Annotated in this window: 16 protein-coding genes; 4 read left to right on the top strand and 12 right to left on the bottom strand. The window is 72.6% G+C overall.

Annotated features, from left to right (window positions below; translation table 11 throughout):
- Positions 1–4 precede the first annotated feature (4 nt).
- Together OG494_RS12650 and OG494_RS12645 are read right to left on the bottom strand one after the other, a co-directional pair.
- Positions 5–892, bottom strand: coding sequence for a hypothetical protein (locus tag OG494_RS12650; protein WP_328455176.1), 888 nt, complete (start codon positions 890–892; stop codon positions 5–7).
- 144 nt (positions 893–1036) lie between these two features.
- On the bottom strand, positions 1037–1603 hold the full coding sequence (locus OG494_RS12645) for a hypothetical protein (RefSeq protein WP_328455174.1): 567 nt from the start codon (positions 1601–1603) through the stop codon (positions 1037–1039).
- A gap of 344 nt (positions 1604–1947) precedes the next feature.
- On the opposite strand from OG494_RS12645, the gene OG494_RS12640 reads away from it, so the two are divergent.
- Entirely contained in the window at positions 1948–2871 is a 924-nt protein-coding gene (locus OG494_RS12640) for a 1,4-dihydroxy-2-naphthoyl-CoA synthase (RefSeq protein ID WP_328458931.1), read from the top strand.
- Position 2872: 1 nt separating this feature from the next.
- Entirely contained in the window at positions 2873–4006 is a 1134-nt protein-coding gene (menE, locus tag OG494_RS12635) for an o-succinylbenzoate--CoA ligase (RefSeq protein WP_328458930.1), read from the top strand.
- A 43-nt stretch (positions 4007–4049) separates the two neighbouring features.
- On the opposite strand, the gene menD is transcribed toward menE, so the two are convergent.
- Positions 4050–5678, bottom strand: a complete 1629-nt coding sequence (gene menD / locus OG494_RS12630; RefSeq protein WP_328455172.1) for a 2-succinyl-5-enolpyruvyl-6-hydroxy-3-cyclohexene-1-carboxylic-acid synthase — start codon at positions 5676–5678, stop codon at positions 4050–4052.
- Positions 5675–6913, bottom strand: a complete 1239-nt coding sequence (locus tag OG494_RS12625) for an isochorismate synthase (protein WP_328455170.1) — start codon at positions 6911–6913, stop codon at positions 5675–5677. The genes menD and OG494_RS12625 overlap by 4 nt, the downstream gene beginning before the upstream one ends.
- Positions 6914–7075: 162 nt before the next feature.
- On the opposite strand from OG494_RS12625, the gene OG494_RS12620 reads away from it, so the two are divergent.
- Positions 7076–8113, top strand: a complete 1038-nt coding sequence (locus tag OG494_RS12620; protein ID WP_328455168.1) for a methyltransferase — start codon at positions 7076–7078, stop codon at positions 8111–8113.
- Positions 8110–9330 carry a 3-deoxy-7-phosphoheptulonate synthase gene (locus OG494_RS12615; protein WP_328455167.1) on the top strand — a complete coding sequence of 407 codons (1221 nt, stop codon included), beginning with the start codon at positions 8110–8112 and terminating at the stop codon, positions 9328–9330. Before OG494_RS12620 ends, OG494_RS12615 begins: the two co-directional genes overlap by 4 nt.
- 93 nt (positions 9331–9423) lie before the next feature.
- Here the strand turns inward: OG494_RS12615 and OG494_RS12610 are convergent, their stop codons facing one another.
- The 8 genes from OG494_RS12610 to OG494_RS12575 form a co-directional block, all read right to left on the bottom strand.
- The gene (locus OG494_RS12610) at positions 9424–9915 is read right to left on the bottom strand and encodes a hypothetical protein (protein WP_328455166.1); all 492 of its coding nucleotides are present in this window, start codon (positions 9913–9915) and stop codon (positions 9424–9426) included.
- Positions 9916–10275: 360 nt separating this feature from the next.
- On the bottom strand, positions 10276–11391 hold the full coding sequence (locus OG494_RS12605; RefSeq protein WP_328455164.1) for a GntG family PLP-dependent aldolase: 1116 nt from the start codon (positions 11389–11391) through the stop codon (positions 10276–10278).
- Between the two features lie 16 nt (positions 11392–11407).
- Entirely contained in the window at positions 11408–11593 is a 186-nt protein-coding gene (locus OG494_RS12600) for an MbtH family protein (RefSeq protein ID WP_328455162.1), read from the bottom strand.
- Entirely contained in the window at positions 11590–13080 is a 1491-nt protein-coding gene (locus OG494_RS12595; RefSeq protein WP_328455160.1) for an argininosuccinate lyase, read from the bottom strand. The genes OG494_RS12600 and OG494_RS12595 overlap by 4 nt, the downstream gene beginning before the upstream one ends.
- Positions 13077–13205: a hypothetical protein gene (locus tag OG494_RS12590; RefSeq protein ID WP_328455158.1), complete on the bottom strand. Its 129-nt coding sequence runs from the start codon at positions 13203–13205 to the stop codon at positions 13077–13079. The genes OG494_RS12595 and OG494_RS12590 overlap by 4 nt, the downstream gene beginning before the upstream one ends.
- On the bottom strand, positions 13202–14449 hold the full coding sequence (locus tag OG494_RS12585) for an ATP-grasp domain-containing protein (protein WP_328455156.1): 1248 nt from the start codon (positions 14447–14449) through the stop codon (positions 13202–13204). The genes OG494_RS12590 and OG494_RS12585 overlap by 4 nt, the downstream gene beginning before the upstream one ends.
- Complete coding sequence (locus tag OG494_RS12580) at positions 14401–15441, bottom strand: pyridoxal-phosphate dependent enzyme (protein ID WP_328455154.1); 1041 nt, start codon at positions 15439–15441, stop codon at positions 14401–14403. Before OG494_RS12580 ends, OG494_RS12585 begins: the two co-directional genes overlap by 49 nt.
- A gap of 5 nt (positions 15442–15446) precedes the next feature.
- Entirely contained in the window at positions 15447–16370 is a 924-nt protein-coding gene (locus OG494_RS12575) for a GHMP family kinase ATP-binding protein (RefSeq protein ID WP_328455152.1), read from the bottom strand.
- Positions 16371–16381: the final 11 nt, after the last annotated feature.

Below are 16381 nucleotides of genomic sequence, written 5' to 3'. Positions count from 1 at the left end.
ACCGTCACTTGAGGCCCTTTTCCCGCTTCATCCGCTCGGCGGTGAGGCGCGCCTGGACCGGGTTCGCTTTCGCCTCGCCACGGGACTGCTTGGCGAGACGCTCCTGCAGCCGTTCGGCGCCCGGGACTTCGGGGCCGCTCGTGTCGTCGCTGAAGAACAGCGTGTTGCGCGCGGGTTTGCGGACCCCCGTGCCGGCCCCGTCCTTGCTGATCACGTCGTCGAGCCCGGCGTAGAGCCAGGCGACGGTCGTCTCGTCGTCCCAGTCGAGGCCGGCGAGGTCCGAGCGACCCAGGGTCTCCCGGAGCCAGTCCGGGGACAGCTTCGCGGAGATCTGACCCTCCACAGAGGACTGCCAGCTGATGCTCATGTCCCGCGCCGTACTGCCCGAAGTGGTGCTTTCCAGCTTCGCGTCGATCGCCAGCCAGCCCGATTCGCCGATCCGCGAGACGATCTTCCGCACCCTCGCCCAGTACTGCTCCTGTTCGGCCCTCGTGGCTCGCGCCCGGGCGGCGGACTCGGCGTCTTCCCGCTTCCTGCGCTGGTAGTCACCGCTGTCGATGTTCGCGATGGCCTTCTTCAGCTCCTCCTCACCCTTCTCGACCTGAGCCTGGTACCCGTCGGCGATCTTCTTGATGCGCACTTCGTCGAACCCGGCGCGCGACGTGGCCAGCTCTTTGTCGTTGCGGAGCTTCTCGGCTTTTTCGTCCCACTCCGCGATCAGCTTCTGCTTGCGCCTGTCCTTCTTGGCCTCGTCGTCCTTCTCGGGCTTCTCGGGCTTCTCGGGCACGACGACCTGCGCCACGCTCTCTTCGCCGGTCTCGCCGGTGCTGCTCGAGCCGACCGAGTCGAACTGGGTCAGCGGGATCGTCCCCGAGGCGACCAGTTGCGACACGTCGACGTCAGGTTGATGGCCTTGCATCACCCTCAGGTCCTGCAGGGCCTTACCGGCCTTGTGCATTTTGCGCGCTACGGACGCGTACATCTTTTCGAAGAGCCCCGGTGGGGATTGGTGGGTCATCCTTGCTCCAGACGTGCGTCAACCACTGATCGTTTCGCGGAGCACGCGCTCCAGCACCAGGTGCATGGTGGCCGCGATCTCCTCCGGCGTGTAGCCGTCCGTGTCCCCGGCGGCGGCGAGCTCGTCGAGCGCGGGCTGCACGACGGTGGCCGTGACTTCGGCGATCACGTCCTCCGCCCGGGGCATCCCCCACGGTTCCCAGGGCCCCGCGCCGTCCCAGCTCTGCTCCCACACCCCCGTGGCCGGCTCGTACCGGCGGAACCGGCCGGCATCACCGTCCCAGGCCGGAAACGCGTACAGCACAACCAGTTCGGCGACCTGCGACGGATCGCCCGCCAGCCCGGCCAAGGCGTCGAGTCCGCCGGCGAGCTCGGCGTCCGGCAGCTCCCCGAACCGGGCGACCCCGCTTTCGTCGAACGGCACCTCTGGGGTTTCGCCCGCCTGAACCCGGGCGACGTGCTCCCGCACGGCTGCCGGGTCCCCGGCTTCGAGGTAGGCCTGGAGCAGTACGGCGATCCAGCGCCGCAACGCGTCCTCGGTCTCGTTCGGACCGGCGTGCAGCAGCGGGAGGTAATCGGGGTCCATGGTGCCCACCTCGGGTCCGGTTTCTTCGGGATGCCGCCAGTCTGCCGGGGCGAGAACGCGTCACCCTGCACGGAAGGGCAGTGGGACAGGCACATCGGCAGCCGGTCCGGGATCAGCCGGGGCACCGGCGGCCACCATGCCTCATGAGGCGGGTACCGGCTGCCCCGAAAGGAACATCTCGTGCGGTTGTGCCGGCAGGCTTGCCTGCCGGGGTGCCGATCAGCTCATACTGGGTCTTGATCGCGCAGCGGACTCGCATCCCCCGACCGGGACGGTCGAAGTCGCCTCAGCTCGCGAAAAGTCCACCGTGAATCGGAGCCGCGACCGTGACCATTCCCCCCGATGTGGCCGACGCCCGGGTTTCCGAGCTGTTCGATCCGGCCGCGTGGACCGAGGTCGAAGGTTTCGCCTTCACCGACATCACCTACCACCGCTCCGCTGAGAGCCGTGGCGGCAAACGTGTGGTGCGGGTCGCGTTCGACCGCCCGCAGGTCCGCAACGCCTTCCGCCCGCACACCGTCGACGAGCTCTACCGGGCGCTCGACCACGCCCGGCTCAGCTCCGACGTCGGCTGTGTCCTGCTCACCGGCAACGGCCCGTCGCCCAAGGACGGCGGGTGGGCGTTCTGCTCCGGTGGTGACCAGCGTATTCGCGGACGCTCCGGGTATCAGTACGCCAGCGGCGAGACCTCCGACACGGTGGACCCCGCCCGGGCCGGGCGGCTGCACATCCTCGAGGTCCAACGGCTGATCCGGTTCCTGCCGAAACCGGTCATCGCGGTCGTGCCGGGCTGGGCCGCGGGCGGCGGGCACTCCCTGCACGTCGTGTGCGATCTCACCCTCGCCTCGGCCGAGCACGCGAAGTTCAAGCAGACCGACGCCGACGTCGGCTCGTTCGACGGCGGTTACGGCTCGGCCTACCTGGCGAAGATGGTCGGCCAGAAGTTCGCCCGGGAGATTTTCTTCCTCGGCCGGGAGTACTCCGCCGAGCAGATGCACCGGATGGGCGCCGTCAACGCCGTGGTCCCGCACGCCGACCTCGAGAAAGAAGCCTTGGACTGGGCGTGGACGATCGCCGGTAAGTCGCCGACGGCCCAGCGGATGCTGAAGTACGCGTTCAACCTCACCGACGACGGCATGGTCGGTCAGCAGCTGTTCGCCGGCGAGACCACCCGCCTGGCCTACATGCAGGACGAGGCCGTCGAAGGCCGTGACGCGTTCCTGCAGAAACGCGACCCCGACTTCAAGGACGTCCCCTATTACTACTGACCTGCGCCCCCTCCACCTCGACGGCTCCCCCGAGGCCCTGGCAACGCTGCGCCAGGCCGTCGCGGACGCGCTGAGCGGCGGCCCCGCCGTGCTGCCCTTCACCGACCCCGCGTTGCGGGACGCGATGACACCCGCCGAGCCCGCCGAACCCGACACCGCCGTGATCATCGCCACGTCGGGGTCGACGGGCGCGCCCAAGGGTGTGCTGTTGTCGGCGCGTGCGCTGATCGCGTCCGCTGAGGCCACTCACCGCCGCCTCGGCGGGCCGGGGCAGTGGCTGCTGGCGACGCCGGCGCACTACATCGGCGGGCTGCAGGTGCTGGTCCGGTCACTGCTGGCCGCGACGACTCCGGCGTTCCTGACCGGCCACGGCTTCCGGCCGGACGCCTTCGCCACCGCGGCAGCGACGCTGAAGGGCGGCCCCCGCTACACCGCACTCGTCCCCACCCAGCTGGTCCGGCTGCTTGACGACGGCGGCGCCGGGCTCACCGCGGCGCGAACCTTCGACGCGATCGTCCTCGGCGCGGCGGCAACCTCGGCCGCGCTGCGCGAACGCGCCGCCGAGGCCGGGGTGGCGATCGTGCCCGCGTACGGGATGAGCGAAACGGCCAGCGGCTGCGTCTACGACGGTGTCCCCCTCGACGGCGTCCGCGTCGACGTCGACGGGGACCGCATCCGCATCGCCGGCGATGTTCTCGCGCACGGTTACCGGCGTCGGCCGGACCTGACGGCGGAGGCGTTCCGAGACGGCTGGTTCACCACCTCCGACCGTGGGGTGCGGCACGCCGACGGCCGGGTCGAGGTGCTCGGCCGCGCCGACGACATGATCAACACCGGTGGGGTGAAGGTGTCCGCCAACGCGATCGAACGCTGCCTGACCACCCAGCCAGGGGTGCGTGACGCGTGTGTCGTCGGGCTGCCGGATGCCGAGTGGGGCGAGGCGGTGGTGGCGCTGGTCGTCCCAGCCGGTGAACCGCGCGACGCGGACGAACTGCGCGCCGCGGTGCGGGCCGAGCTGGGCGCGGCGTCGACCCCGAAACGGCTGCAGTACGCGGCTGAGCTGCCCCTGCGCGGGCCGGGAAAGATCGACCGGGCGGCCGTGAAGGCCCGACTTCTGGCGGGTTCCGGCCGCTGAACCGACGACAGCGACGGCCCCGGAAGGCCCGGTGACGCGCGGGTCACACCGGCGCCCCCGCCAGGCGCTCGAGCGCGGCCGCTACGGCGGCGCGAAGTCGCTCGTGCACGTCACGAAGGCCTTCGCGGCCGGCCCTGACCTCGATGACCCGGAGGCCGCTCGGCCGCGCGAGAGCCGCATTGAAGGCGTCCGCGCTCTCGACCACCACGTGGCCGACCCGGTAGCCCGCGCAAAGACCGGCGAGGTCGGCACCGTGCGGCGTGCCGAAGATCCGCTCGAAACTCTCGGCGTGCCGGGGTGCACCTTGCTCCAGCAACGAAAAGATGCCGCCACCGTCGTCGTTCAGGACCACGATGGTGAGGTTCGGGGCCGGTTCTCCGTGACCGACCGACAACCCGTTCAGGTCGTGCAGGAACGTCACGTCGCCCACCAGCGCGTAGGCGGCTCCGTGCGCGATCGCCACACCCGCCGCCGTCGAGGTGTTGCCGTCGATGCCCGCCACGCCCCGGTTCGCGTACACGCGGACGTCGTTCCTGCGCGGTGCCGCGAAGTCGACGTCGCGGATGGCGTTGGACGCTCCCACGAACAAGGCCGCCTCGGGCGGCAGGGCTTCGACCAGGTCCCGCGCGACGTGCAGGCCGGTCGGCCACCGCTCCCCCGCCAGGAAACCGTCGATCGCCCCGCCCGCGTAGCGGGCCGCTCGCAGCCAGGCTTCCTTCCATGCGAGGTCCACCGCGCCTTCGGGCAGCCAGGTCGTCGCCACGGAGGCGCCGAACTCGGTGTCGGCCCACGCACCGGGATCGCCGACCACGTGGACGAAGGGAACCTCGGTGAGCAGCCGCCGCACACTGCGGGCGAGCGTGGGCCGGCCGACGACGACCACCGCGTCCGGGCGCAGCGCCGGGGGCACCGGACCGGCCAGCAGGAGCGAGCCGCCGCGCAGCCCGCCCGGGGCGATCGGCTCGGCCACGACCGGCCACCCGAGCGACGCGGCCGCCGCCAGCCGCTCCGGCCGGTCGTCGCCGAGCACGACCAGTGTCCGGCCGGGCAGTCCGGCCGGGCGCCGCAGCACCGGGGTCGAGGTGGCCGTGCGGGTCCACACCGGACGCGAAGAGGCCGGCCAGGAGTCGTCGTCGGGGACCAGCGGCTCTTCGAAGGGCACGTTCACGTGCACCGGCTGCGCTTCGCGGGCGACCGCGGCCGCACGGCACATCAGCGATCGCCAGGTCGCGTCTTCGCGCCCGGGACGCGTGGGGGGTACTTCGAACGTCGCGATCCCGAGGATGCCCTGCTGCTTGACGGTCTGGCTGGCGCCGGCGTGGAGCAGTTCGGCCGGCCGGTCCGCGGTCACGACGATCACCGGCACCCGGCCGTGGACGGCTTCGAGCACCGCGGGGTGCAGGTTCGCCACGGCGGTGCCGGACGTGCACGCGACGAGCACGGGCGCGCCGGTGGCCTTGGCGAGGCCGACAGCGAGGAAGCCGGCGCTGCGTTCGTCGATCCGCACGTGCAGGTTCAGCCGGCCCGCCCGCTCGGCCTGGTGCAGCGCGAACGCCAGCGGCGCGCTCCTGGAGCCCGGGCACAGCACGGCGTGGGTCACCCCGTTGGCGATCAGCTCGTCGACGACGATCCGCGCCTTCGCGGCCGCAGACGGCCGTGGGGCGGAGTTCACGTCACCACCCCCTCGATGGCATCTCGCAGGGGCCGCATCTTGGCGCTCGCCTCACGTGCCTCCCCCACCGGATCGGACGTCCCGACGATCCCGCACCCGGCGAAGAGCCGGGCCGTGCTGCCGTCGAACTGCGCGCACCGCAAGGCGATACCGCACTCGCCGTCACCGCGGGCGTCCAGCCACCCCACCGGACCGCTGTACCTGCCGCGGTCCATACCCTCCAGCCGATCGATCAGCTGCGTCGCTTCCTCGCGCGGCACACCTCCGACGGCCGCGGTGGGGTGCACCGCCTCGACGACGCGCAGGAGCCACGTCGGTTCCGCGAGCTCGGCGCGCACGTCGGTGGCCAGGTGCTGGACGTTCGGCAACCGCAGGACGTGCGGGCCTTCGGTGGACAACGCGGGGCAGAGCGGTCGCAACGACTCGACCAGCGACTCGGCGGCGAAAGCGTGCTCACGGCGGTCCTTCGGCGACAACAGGAGCCCCGCCGCGACCGCGTCTCCGGTCGTGTCACCGCTGGGCCAAGCTGTGCCGGCCAGCACGCGCGATTCGACGAGGAGCCCGGTCTTCCGGATCAGCAGCTCGGGGGTGGCCCCGACGAGGCCGTCGACGGCATAGGTCCAGCACCGGGGGTAGTGCTCGGCCAGGTGCCGGAGCACGAACCTCTCGTCGAGCGCGTCCTCGGCCACCGCCAGCACATCATGCGCCAGTACCACTTTGTCCAGCCGCCCGGCGCGGATGTGGCCCACGGCGTCGCGAACGGCCGATCGGTAGGCGTCCGCGGGGAAGTCCCCGTCGGCGTAGCGCACGGCGCGCGGCCGGCGCACCGGCACCACCCGGTTGCCGTGCGGCGGCTGCCCGATCGTGGTGATCCAGGCCCGCTCGCCGCGCCGGGCGACCACGACTTCGGGGACGATCACCAGTGACTTCGCGGGCTGGTCGGCGAAAGCCATGCTGACGAACGCCACCGGTCCGCTGCCCGGCACCCCGACCGCGTCGTCGATGTCGAGTCCGGCGACGAAGTTCCGCCACCACGAGTCGGCCTCTTCGAACCGTGCCGGACCGCGCACCTCCAGCCGTGCGGCTTCCCCCCACCCCACGAAACCGGTGTCCCCACGGACCCAAGCCAGCGTGCGCTCGGGACCGGGCAACAGTTCGAGCAGCTCGCACGGGTCTGTCTCCGTCGAGCGGACGAGCAACCGGCTCGTCGGTTGTGCCTGCTGCGAAATGGTCACAGGTGAAAGCTACGAGGCGGCCGGCCGTACTCCGTGCCCGTAAGGGAACCGGGACTCCCGCGCGAGCTGCACGGGAAGCTGCCCCGGATCCGCCTTGCCGGACACGGCTCATGCCGCACGGTCGTCCTGGCAGGGTTCGAGTTCGACAGGCCAGGAGGCTCCATGCACCAGATCGCGGACGCCGCGCCCGACCCGCAGCCGCTGCTCCGGATCATCCGGGGCTTCTGGGCGGCCAAGACGCTGGCGGTGGCGGTCGATCTGGACCTCTTCACGCACATCGCCGGCGGTACCGGAGCCACCGTGGAAACGCTGGAAGAGTCGTTGGGGCTTCAGCGACGACCGGCCGACGCACTGCTGACCGCCTGTGCCAGCCTGGGATTGCTCGAGAAGCGGGACGATCGCTACCACAACAGCGACGTGGCCCGGCAATTCCTCGCGCGTGACAGCGAAAACTACCTCGGCTCCGTGGTGCAGGCCGTCGACCAACGCAACTTTCCGGCCTGGATGGGCGTCCTGGACGCGCTGCGCGGAAACCGGCCCGTCAGCTGGGACCTCGGTGGCAGCGGACCGCTGTTCGACGGGGAAGACGCGCAGTTCGTCGAGAGTGTCCGGATCGGGTTGCGGTCACTCGCCGCCGCGACCGCACGCAAGCTCGCTCTCGTCGTCGACCTGTCCACCACCCGCCGGCTGCTCGACATCAGCGGCCGCGGTGAGGGTTACGGCGCCGAACTCTGCCGGTGGCACGAGCGGCTGCGGGTGACCGTGTACCACTCACCCCTGCTGAGCTCGCTCTCCCCGGCCGCCGAGGAAACGGTGCACGGCGACCGGCTGTCCACGGTGACCGGCGACCTGACCGCCGACCTCGCTCTTCCCCCGGGCCACGACACGATCCTCCTGGCTTCGGTACTGCGCGACCTGAGCGAGACCGACTGCCGGCTGACCCTGGCGAAGTGCTACACGGCGTTGCCGCCGGGCGGCCGCCTCGTCATCGTCGATCTCTTCGTGACCGACGACCGGACCGGCCCACCGGAGGCCGCCTTGGAAGGGATGAACACGCTGGTGGAAACCATGGGACGAAACCACACCGCCACGGAGTTCGGCTCCTGGCTCGGCGAAGCCGGCTTCACCGGCGTCGACACCACCAGCTTCGACGCCCCCGCGGCGAACCGTGTCCTGATCGCGGAAAGGCCGGGCGCATGACCGGCGTGATCACACACGAAACTGCTCAGTGGCAGCCGGACTCGTGGCGGTCGGCTCCCACCGGGATGCAGCCTGTCTGGCCGGACGAACACGAGCTGCCGGCGATCATCGACGAGCTCCACGCCGCGCCCGATCTCGTGACAGCCGGCGAAATCGACGCGTTGGCGCGCGGCATCGCTCAGGCCGCGGCCGGCGACGCGCTCGTCATCCACGCCGGCGAGTGCGCTGAACGGTTCAGTGCCGTCAGCGCGGCCGACGTGGCGGCCCGGGTCGCCCAGCTGCGGGAACTCGGGGACGAGCTCACCGGGAAGCGGAGCCCGGCGGTCGTCATCGGACGCATCGCCGGGCAGTACGCGAAGCCGAGGTCCACCACGACCCGGCTGCTGGTCCGCGGGTTCAGCGTCACGGAGATCGCCAGCTACCGCGGGGACATCGTCAACGACGTCGCGCCCGACCGGCTCTCGCGCACACCCGACCCGAGGCGGCTGCTCCGCGCCTACCACCACGCGGCGGCGACCATGTCGTTGCTGCGCGCGGACGCCGTGGACCGAGCCGGCTCGCGCACGAGTGTCTTCACGTCGCACGAGGCGCTGCTCCTGCAGTACGAAGAGGCGCTGACCCGGGAACGCGGGGGTAGCTGGCTGAACACGGGGACCCACCTGCCGTGGGTCGGTTACCGCACCGCGGATCCGGCCGGCGGCCACGTGCGGTACCTCTCGGGCATCGGCAACCCGGTCGCGGTCAAGGTGTCCGCCGGCACGAGTCCGTCGACGCTCGCCGAGGTCTGCGCCCGGCTCGATCCGGATCGCCGGCCGGGAAGGCTCCTGCTGATCGGGCGGTTCGGCGCGGACCGGGTGGCCGAGGTACTGCCCGCACTGGCCGACGTCGTGCGCAACGCCGGGCACGTCCCGGCTTGGGTGTGCGATCCGATGCACGGCAACACTTTCGCTGGACCGCAAGGCCGCAAGACCCGGCGCGTCGCGGACCTCCTTCGCGAGATCACGGGCTTCGTCGGCGCGTTGACCAAGATGGGCGTCCCGGCGGCGGGCCTGCACCTCGAAGTCACCACCGAACCGGTGACCGAGTGCGTCGGCGGTCCCGGCGGCCCGGACGCGGCAGGACTCGCCCGCCGTTACACGACAACCTGCGACCCACGCCTCAACCCCCGGCAAGCGAAGTTCGTAGTAGCCGAAACGCGGCGGCTCCTGCTGCGCTGAAACGTCCTCGACCGGCAAACCAACCGCGATACCCGCTCGCTGATCGTCGTCGACGCCGCCGGTCACCCGATATCCGCGGGTGGCCGGCCGGCACTACGAGCGGAGCAATCCGATCACCGCGGCCGACTTCGGCTCGTCGAGGAACCGCAAGCCCATGAAGTTGTCGCCGGCGCTGAAGCCGGGCAACGCCCAGATCTCTTCGTACGGCAGCCCGACGCGGCGGTAGTGCCGCAGGCTGTAGACGTTGCTGAACAAGCACTTCCCCGGATCCGGGGTCCACAAGCGCCGCGCGAACCCGGGGTTGCGGAAGCAATGCCCCACTTCCGCGGCGGCTTGGACGTGCTTGCGGCCGGTGAGCAGGACGACGTCGCCGGTGGTGACGGTGTCCATCCGGCGGTCGTACTTGTCCTTGGCGCCCCAGAACCGCGCCCGGCCACCCGGGTGCAGTGCGGTCAGGCGGGCGAGGTCGGGCGGCTCGAGCAGGTCGGCGAACTCGCCGAACTCCACGGTCTGGTCGAGGGACGCCGCCCCGTACCGCCGCGCGTCCGCGGTGCCGTAGGACGGCTGGATGAAGACCTGGGCCACGGCCCTACGCTAGCGGGCCCCGGCGCCTCCTTCATCCAGGTGGCCTAATTGCCTGGTGGAAGGCACAAAGACGATTGATCCGCCGCAGGTCGGGGTACTTCTGCGACACAACGCCACCCCACCTTCCGCGGCGCTCTCGCCGGATCGCCGCGCGTCCATCCGGAGATCATCATGAACGACTCAGGAGCCTGGCACGACAAGTTGCAGCGTCAGCAGGAAGCGATCCAGCGCAAGCGCAGCGAACGCCCGACCACCGGCACCGTCACGCCGGCCCGGTGACCGCCGCCCAGCCACCGTGGACCATCGAACGATGCCCGCCGTCCCCTGTCCGTCAAGGGTTTCCGGCGGGCATCGTCGCTTTCACCGCAGCCCGGCGGTCGGCCCCAGCAGCTCGGTGAACACCGTGACGGCGCGGTCGATCGCGTCGTCGTCGACACCGGCGTGGGTGACCGCGCGGATGCGGTCGGTCCCCAGCTCCTCCACCTTGACACCGCGGCGGCGGGCCGCCTCGATCAGGGTGCGGGTCGTGTAGCGGTCGTCGCGGACCTTGAAGAACACCATGTTCGTCACCGGCGGGCCCGGGTCCAGGCGGACGCCGGGGACGCGCGAGAGACCGCGGGCCAGGCGTGCCGCGCGGGCGTGGTCGTCAGCCAGGCGTTCGGTCATCTCGGTGAGCGCGACGATGCCGCAGGCCGCGATCATCCCGGCCTGGCGCATGCCGCCGCCGAGCATCTTGCGCATCCGGCGGGCCGCCGCGATCGTCACGCGGTCCCCGACCAGCACCGAGCCGATCGGCGCGCACAGGCCCTTCGACAGGCAGATCTGCACGGTGTCGGCGTGCTTGGCGATCTCCGCCGCGCTGACGCCCAGCGCGACCGCGGCGTTGAACAGCCGCGCGCCGTCGAGGTGCAGGGCGACGCCGTGCGAACGGATCAGCCGCGACACCTCGCTCAGGTAGTCCAGCTGCAACGGCAGCCCGCCGCAACGGTTCTGCGGCGTCTCCAGGCTCAGCACGGCCGGCGGCGCGATCTGCGGGTCGCTGCGGTCCACCGCGAGCGCCTCGGCGATCGCGGCCGGGTCGATGGTGCCGTCGGCGAGGTTGGGCAGCGGGTCGTAGACGATGCCGCCGCACAGCGACGCGCCACCCGCTTCGTAGACGTAGACGTCGGACTCGTGGCCGACGATCGCCTTGCCGCCGCGCGGGCAGTGGGCCAGCAACGCGGTCAGGTTGGCCATCGTGCCGCTCGGCATCAGGCAGCCCGCCTGCTTGCCGAGCAGCTCGGCCGAGAGCTGCTCGAGGCGGTCCACGGTCGGGTCCTCGCCGTAGACGTCGTCGCCGAGCGGAGCGCGGGCGACCGCCTCGAGCATCGCCGGGGTGGGCAGGGTGAAGGTGTCGCTGCGGAGTTCGACGTGCGTGCCCTGGGCGGGCACGGCTTCCGGGCGCAGGGTCGCGAGGTCGTCGGCGAAGGTCGTCACAACAGGCTCCTAGAGGTCAGCGGGTGGTCATGCGGTCGCGGAGGCTCCGCGGGCGCATGTCGGTCCAGACGGCGTCGATGTGGGCGAGGCACTCGGCACGCGGGCCGGTGACGCCGGCGCTCAGCCAGCCCGGCGGCAGGTCGCGTCCGGCGGGCCAGATCGAGTACTGGTCCTCGTCGTTGCGGACGACGGTGTAGCTCATGAGGCGCTCCGGGTGTAGATGAGCGAGCGGACGGCGTCGTCGAGGCCGACTTCGGCCTGGCTCCAGCGCCAGCGGCGTTCCTCGACGTCGGCGCGGACGCGGGCGAACGCCGTCTCGGCCTCGGTGACGGCGGCGAGCACGGAGTCCCGCGCCGGGCCGCCACCGTGGGCCGCGTGCTGGGCGACCTCGGCCGGGTCGAGCGCCGCGAGGACGTGGTCGGGCTGGCCGGCCAGCCGGGTCCGGGCGACTTCGTGCAGCGGCAGCCCGGCGTCGAGGGCGTCCTTGGCGATGGCGCCGACCTCGTGGTGGGCCTGCCGGAACGGCATCCCGGCGTCGACGAGCCGCTCGGCCAGGTGGGTGGCCGCGGTCTGGCCGTCGACGGCGCGGTCGTACATCCGCTCGGGCACCGGCTCGGCCCCCTCGACGACCAGCCTCAGCAGGACCACGGCGTCGGTCGCCGCTTCGAGGGCCGACCAGGCCGGGGCCACGGCTTCGGTGCCGACGGCGATGGCGTTGGTGAACCGCGCGGTGGCCATCGCGCTCGCCGACGCCGTGAACGCGCCGAGCGGTGCCAGCGCCCGGCCCTGGACGTGCTCCAGCAGGAACGGGTTGCGCTTCTGCGGCATCATCGAACTGGACCCGACGACGTCGTCGGCCAGCCGCAGCAGCCCGGCCTCGGCGCTGGTCCACGCCTGCAGGTCGTGCGAGACGCGGCAGAGCAGCACCCCGAGGACGGTGGCCGCGGACAGCTGCCGCAGCACCAGGTCCCGCGACGCGACGGCGTGCAGCGAGTTCGCCAGCGGCGCCGCGAACCCGAGCAGCGCGGTGGTGCGGTGCTGGTCGACCGGCAGCGACGTCCCGCCGACCGCGCCCGCGCCGAGCGGGTTCTGGTCGAGCTCCGCCCCGGCCTGCCACAGCCCTTCGACGTCGCGCACCAGCGCGCTCGCCACGCCGGCCAGGTAGTGCCCGTAGGTGATCGGGACCGCGGGCTGGTGGTGGGTGTAGGCGGGCATCGTGACGCCGGCCCAGCGCCGCGCGCGCTCCAGCAGGGCGCGGCCGAGGGCGTCGGACTCGGCGAGCAGCCGCTCGTGCGGCTCCCGCAGCCGCAGCCGCACGACGGTGGCGTTGAGGTCGTTGCGGGACCGTCCACTGTGGAGGATCCCGCCGACCTCGGCGCCGAGGGTGTCGATCAGGTAGGACTCGTAGGCGAGGTACCGGCCGCGCGGCGCGGGGACCTCGTGCAGCGGCGCGAACCGGTGCGCCCGCAGGTTTTCGATGCCCGCGAGCAGCTCGGCGGCGCGGCCGGCGTCGACGATGCCGCGTTCGGCGAGCATCACGACGTGGGCGCGGTCGACCTGGCTGATCAGGCCGAGCTCGGCGGCGACCGGGTCCGCCGCGGGGGCGGTGTCGCGGTCGAAGAGGATCTCCCGGGCCGCGGCGGCGACCGGGCTGCTCAGCCGTCCTGTGTCGCCCTTGGCGATGGTCATCGGGGTGCTCCTTCCGGGGTGTCCGGGTGGGGTGCGGGACCGTCCGGGTCCCGTTCGTCGCCCGCGCGATCGGCGCGGGCTTCGGCGGTCTGCGCGACGGTGGTGATCAGGAACCGCAGCGTCATCGGGTTTCTCCTCGGGGGATCAGGGCTTCGCGCAGCTGGTTCAGCCCCGCCACGGCGGCCGCGCGGCCGGCGCGGGGCCGGTCCGCGACGGCCAGCACGTGCCCGGCCCGGTCGCGGTAGTCCCGGGCCGGCCGGACGGCGGTGCCGCCGGGCCGGTAAAGCCGGGCTTCCACGACCCCGGGCACGGCGGCGGCCGCGGCGATGGTGTCCCCCGCAGCGACCACCGACGCCGACGACGCGGTGAGGAACCGCAGCGAGGCACACACCCGCCGGTCCGGCCGCAGGCCCGGCTCGGCCCCCAGCACCGCCGCCACCTGCGCCGCCACCAGGTCGACGCCGGTCGCCGCGCGGACCAGCTCCGGGATCATCCCGCCCGCCAGGCGCGGGTTGACCTCCATCAGGCGAGGGCCGTCCGGCGTGAGCCGGATTTCGACGTGCGCGGCCCCGAACCCGAGGCCCAGCGCGCTCACCGCGGCACGGGCGGTGTCGGCCAGCGCGGTTTCGTCCGCGGGCGGCAGCGCGGCCGGGGCGTCGTGACCCACCTCGACGAAGAACGGCGCCGGCCCGAGGTGCTTGCGGACGATCGCCACGACGACGTCGCCGAAGAGCTCGACCGAGTACTCCGGCCCGCTCGCGTACGGCTCCACCAGCACCTGCGCCGGCACGGGCAGGCCGCGTTCGTTGTGGGTCACCGACAGCAGCGCCGCCGCCTGGGAGGCGACCGACTCGGGTGTCTCGCACCGCAGCACGCCGACGCTGCCCGAGCCCTCGGCCGGTTTGAGCACCACCGGGAACTCGGTGGCCGCCGCGACCGCCGCGGCCACCGACGTCACGACCGTGCACTTCGGTGCCATCGCCGCCAGCGTGGCGCGCTGGTGGGCCTTGTTGCGGCAGTCGGTGACGGCGTCCGGGTCCGGGCCGGGCAGGCCCAGCTTCGCCGCGATCCGCGCCGCGACCGGGATGAAGTACTCCGAGCTGGTCGTCACCCCGGCCGGTTCGCCGATGTCGGCGGCGAGGACCGCACACGGGTCGGCGGTGTCGACCTGGACGACGCGGACGCCGTCTTCGGCCGCGTACGGGTACCGGTCCGGGTCGGCCGCCGCCAGCACCGGCTCGTAGCCGAGCTCGCGGGCCCGGCGGGCGAACAGCCGTCCGGTGCCGGTGGTGTTGCTTTCGACGAGCAGCAGGGTCCGCATCACGCCGCCGCGGCGGGCGACAGGCCGCGCCGGCCCCAGTTCAGCCACGTCCACGAGCCGCCGGGCTCGGTCGGCGCGACGACTTCGTACGGCTCGGCCGCGCCCGGGTGCGCCAGGCCCTGGGCCTGCAGCCACTCGTCGGAGTAGACGGTGTCCTGGTAGCGGTAGCCCTCATCGGGCAGCAGCGCGACGACCGTGGCGTCCGGGTTCCGCCGTGACCACCAGTCGGCGACCTTGAAGGACGCGCCGCTGGTCGGGCCCATGAACAGGCAGTGCCGCGCGTACAGCTCGCGGGTCGCGGCGAACGCCTCCGCGGCGCCGATCCAGTGCACCTGGTCGTAGCTTTCGTGCGCGACGTTGGGCGGCACCAGGCTGTTGCCGAGCCCGCGCAGCACCCGCGGGCCGTCGGGCTGGCCGAAGATCGCGCTGCGCTGGGTGTCGACGCCGATCAGGTTCAGCTCGGGGGCCAGCATCCGCAGGAACGAGCTGGTGCCCGACGTCGACCCGCCGGAGCCGACCGCGCCGACCAGGCAGTCCGGCACGCCGATCGTCTCGGCGAGCTGCTCGGCGACCAGCGCGTAGGACGCCGGGTTGTCGGGATTGCTGTACTGGCCGGGCACCCAGTGGTTCGGGTACTCCGCACGCAGCTCCTCCAGCCGGTCGAGCCGGGCGCGCTGGAACCCGCCGACCGGGCTGGGCTTCGGGCAGATCTCGACGCGGGCGCCGAGGTGCTCGAGGCGGCGCTTCAGCGGGGCGTCGATCGCCGGGTCGCCGACGATCGTGAGCGGGTAGCCGCGCAGCCGGCAGACCATGGCGAGGCCGAGGCCGAAGGTGCCCGAGGACGTCTCGAGCACGGTGGTGCCGGGGCCTACGTCGCCGCGCTCTTCGGCGCGGTCGAGCATGAACCGGGCGGGCAGCAGCTTCATCAGGCCGAAGGCGGCGACGTGGAAGTTGGGCCGGATGCGGATGATCCGGGGCAGCTCGGTGGCTTCCACGACGGACCGGCTGACAGCGTGGCTGACGGGGGTGGCAAGGGTCATCGGACTCACCTCTCGGTTTCGAACTGCCAGGTTTCGGTGACATCGAGCCGGGTCGCGGCGAACTCCAGGCGCGCCGGGGTTTCGGCGTCGGCGGCGTCGAAGATCAGGCCGGCGACGTCGCCGCTGTGCGCAACCTGCACGCCGGCGGCCCCGGCGGCGCGGGCGACGGCGAGGATGTCGTCCAGCCCCGGGATGGGCAGGTGGCGCTGGTTGAGCAGGGTGCTGGCGGTGGCGACGCGGCCGAGCAGCCGCGCGTCGCCGTCGTTGACGGCCCGGCGGAGCAGGCCGCGCAGCGGGCGGAACGCTTCGATCTCCCACGACGTGTAGCGCGCGGGCGGGAGTTCCAGGGTGTCGACGCCGCGGCCGCCCGGGCTGGTGCCGAAACCCAGCACGGCCAGCGGCATCAGCTCGCCGAGGTCTTCGATCGGCTCGCCTTCGCGGTGTGCGAAGACCACCGCGCGGCCGCCGTACATCAGGGAGTCGGACGCGGTTTCGGCTTCGACGGCGAGCGCGCCGACCTCGGCCGGGGCGAGCCGGCGGCCGGTCGCGGCGAGCACCGCGCCGATCGCCGAGGTCACGTCCGCCGTCGACGACCCGAAGCCGCGGCACAGCGGGATGTCGCTGGTGATGTCGAGCAGCCCGCCCGGCACCGGGTACCCGAGCCGGGCCAGCGTCAGGTCGGCGGCGCGGCGGGCCTTGCTGCGCCACGCGGGCCGCACGGTCGTACCGGCGTCCTCGGTGGGCAGGAACGTCGCGCGGGTGCTGTAGAGCGGGCAGGGCAGCGTGACCAGGCCGCGGCGCAGCTTGTCGCCGGTGACGAAGACCCCTTGCAGGATCTCGCCGTGGTGGGCGTCGACGCGGAAGCTGCCCGCGCGCGGGTCGGTGACGGTAGCCGGGGCGGGTGCGGCGACCGCGAGGTCCTCGGTCATGGCGTTCTCCT

Origin of the sequence: Amycolatopsis sp. NBC_00438 (assembly GCF_036026695.1) — a bacterium.
In the GTDB taxonomy this organism is placed as follows: domain Bacteria; phylum Actinomycetota; class Actinomycetes; order Mycobacteriales; family Pseudonocardiaceae; genus Amycolatopsis.
Note: the sequence above shows the minus strand (reverse complement) of the source record. Positions and strands in the feature narration are given on the sequence as shown.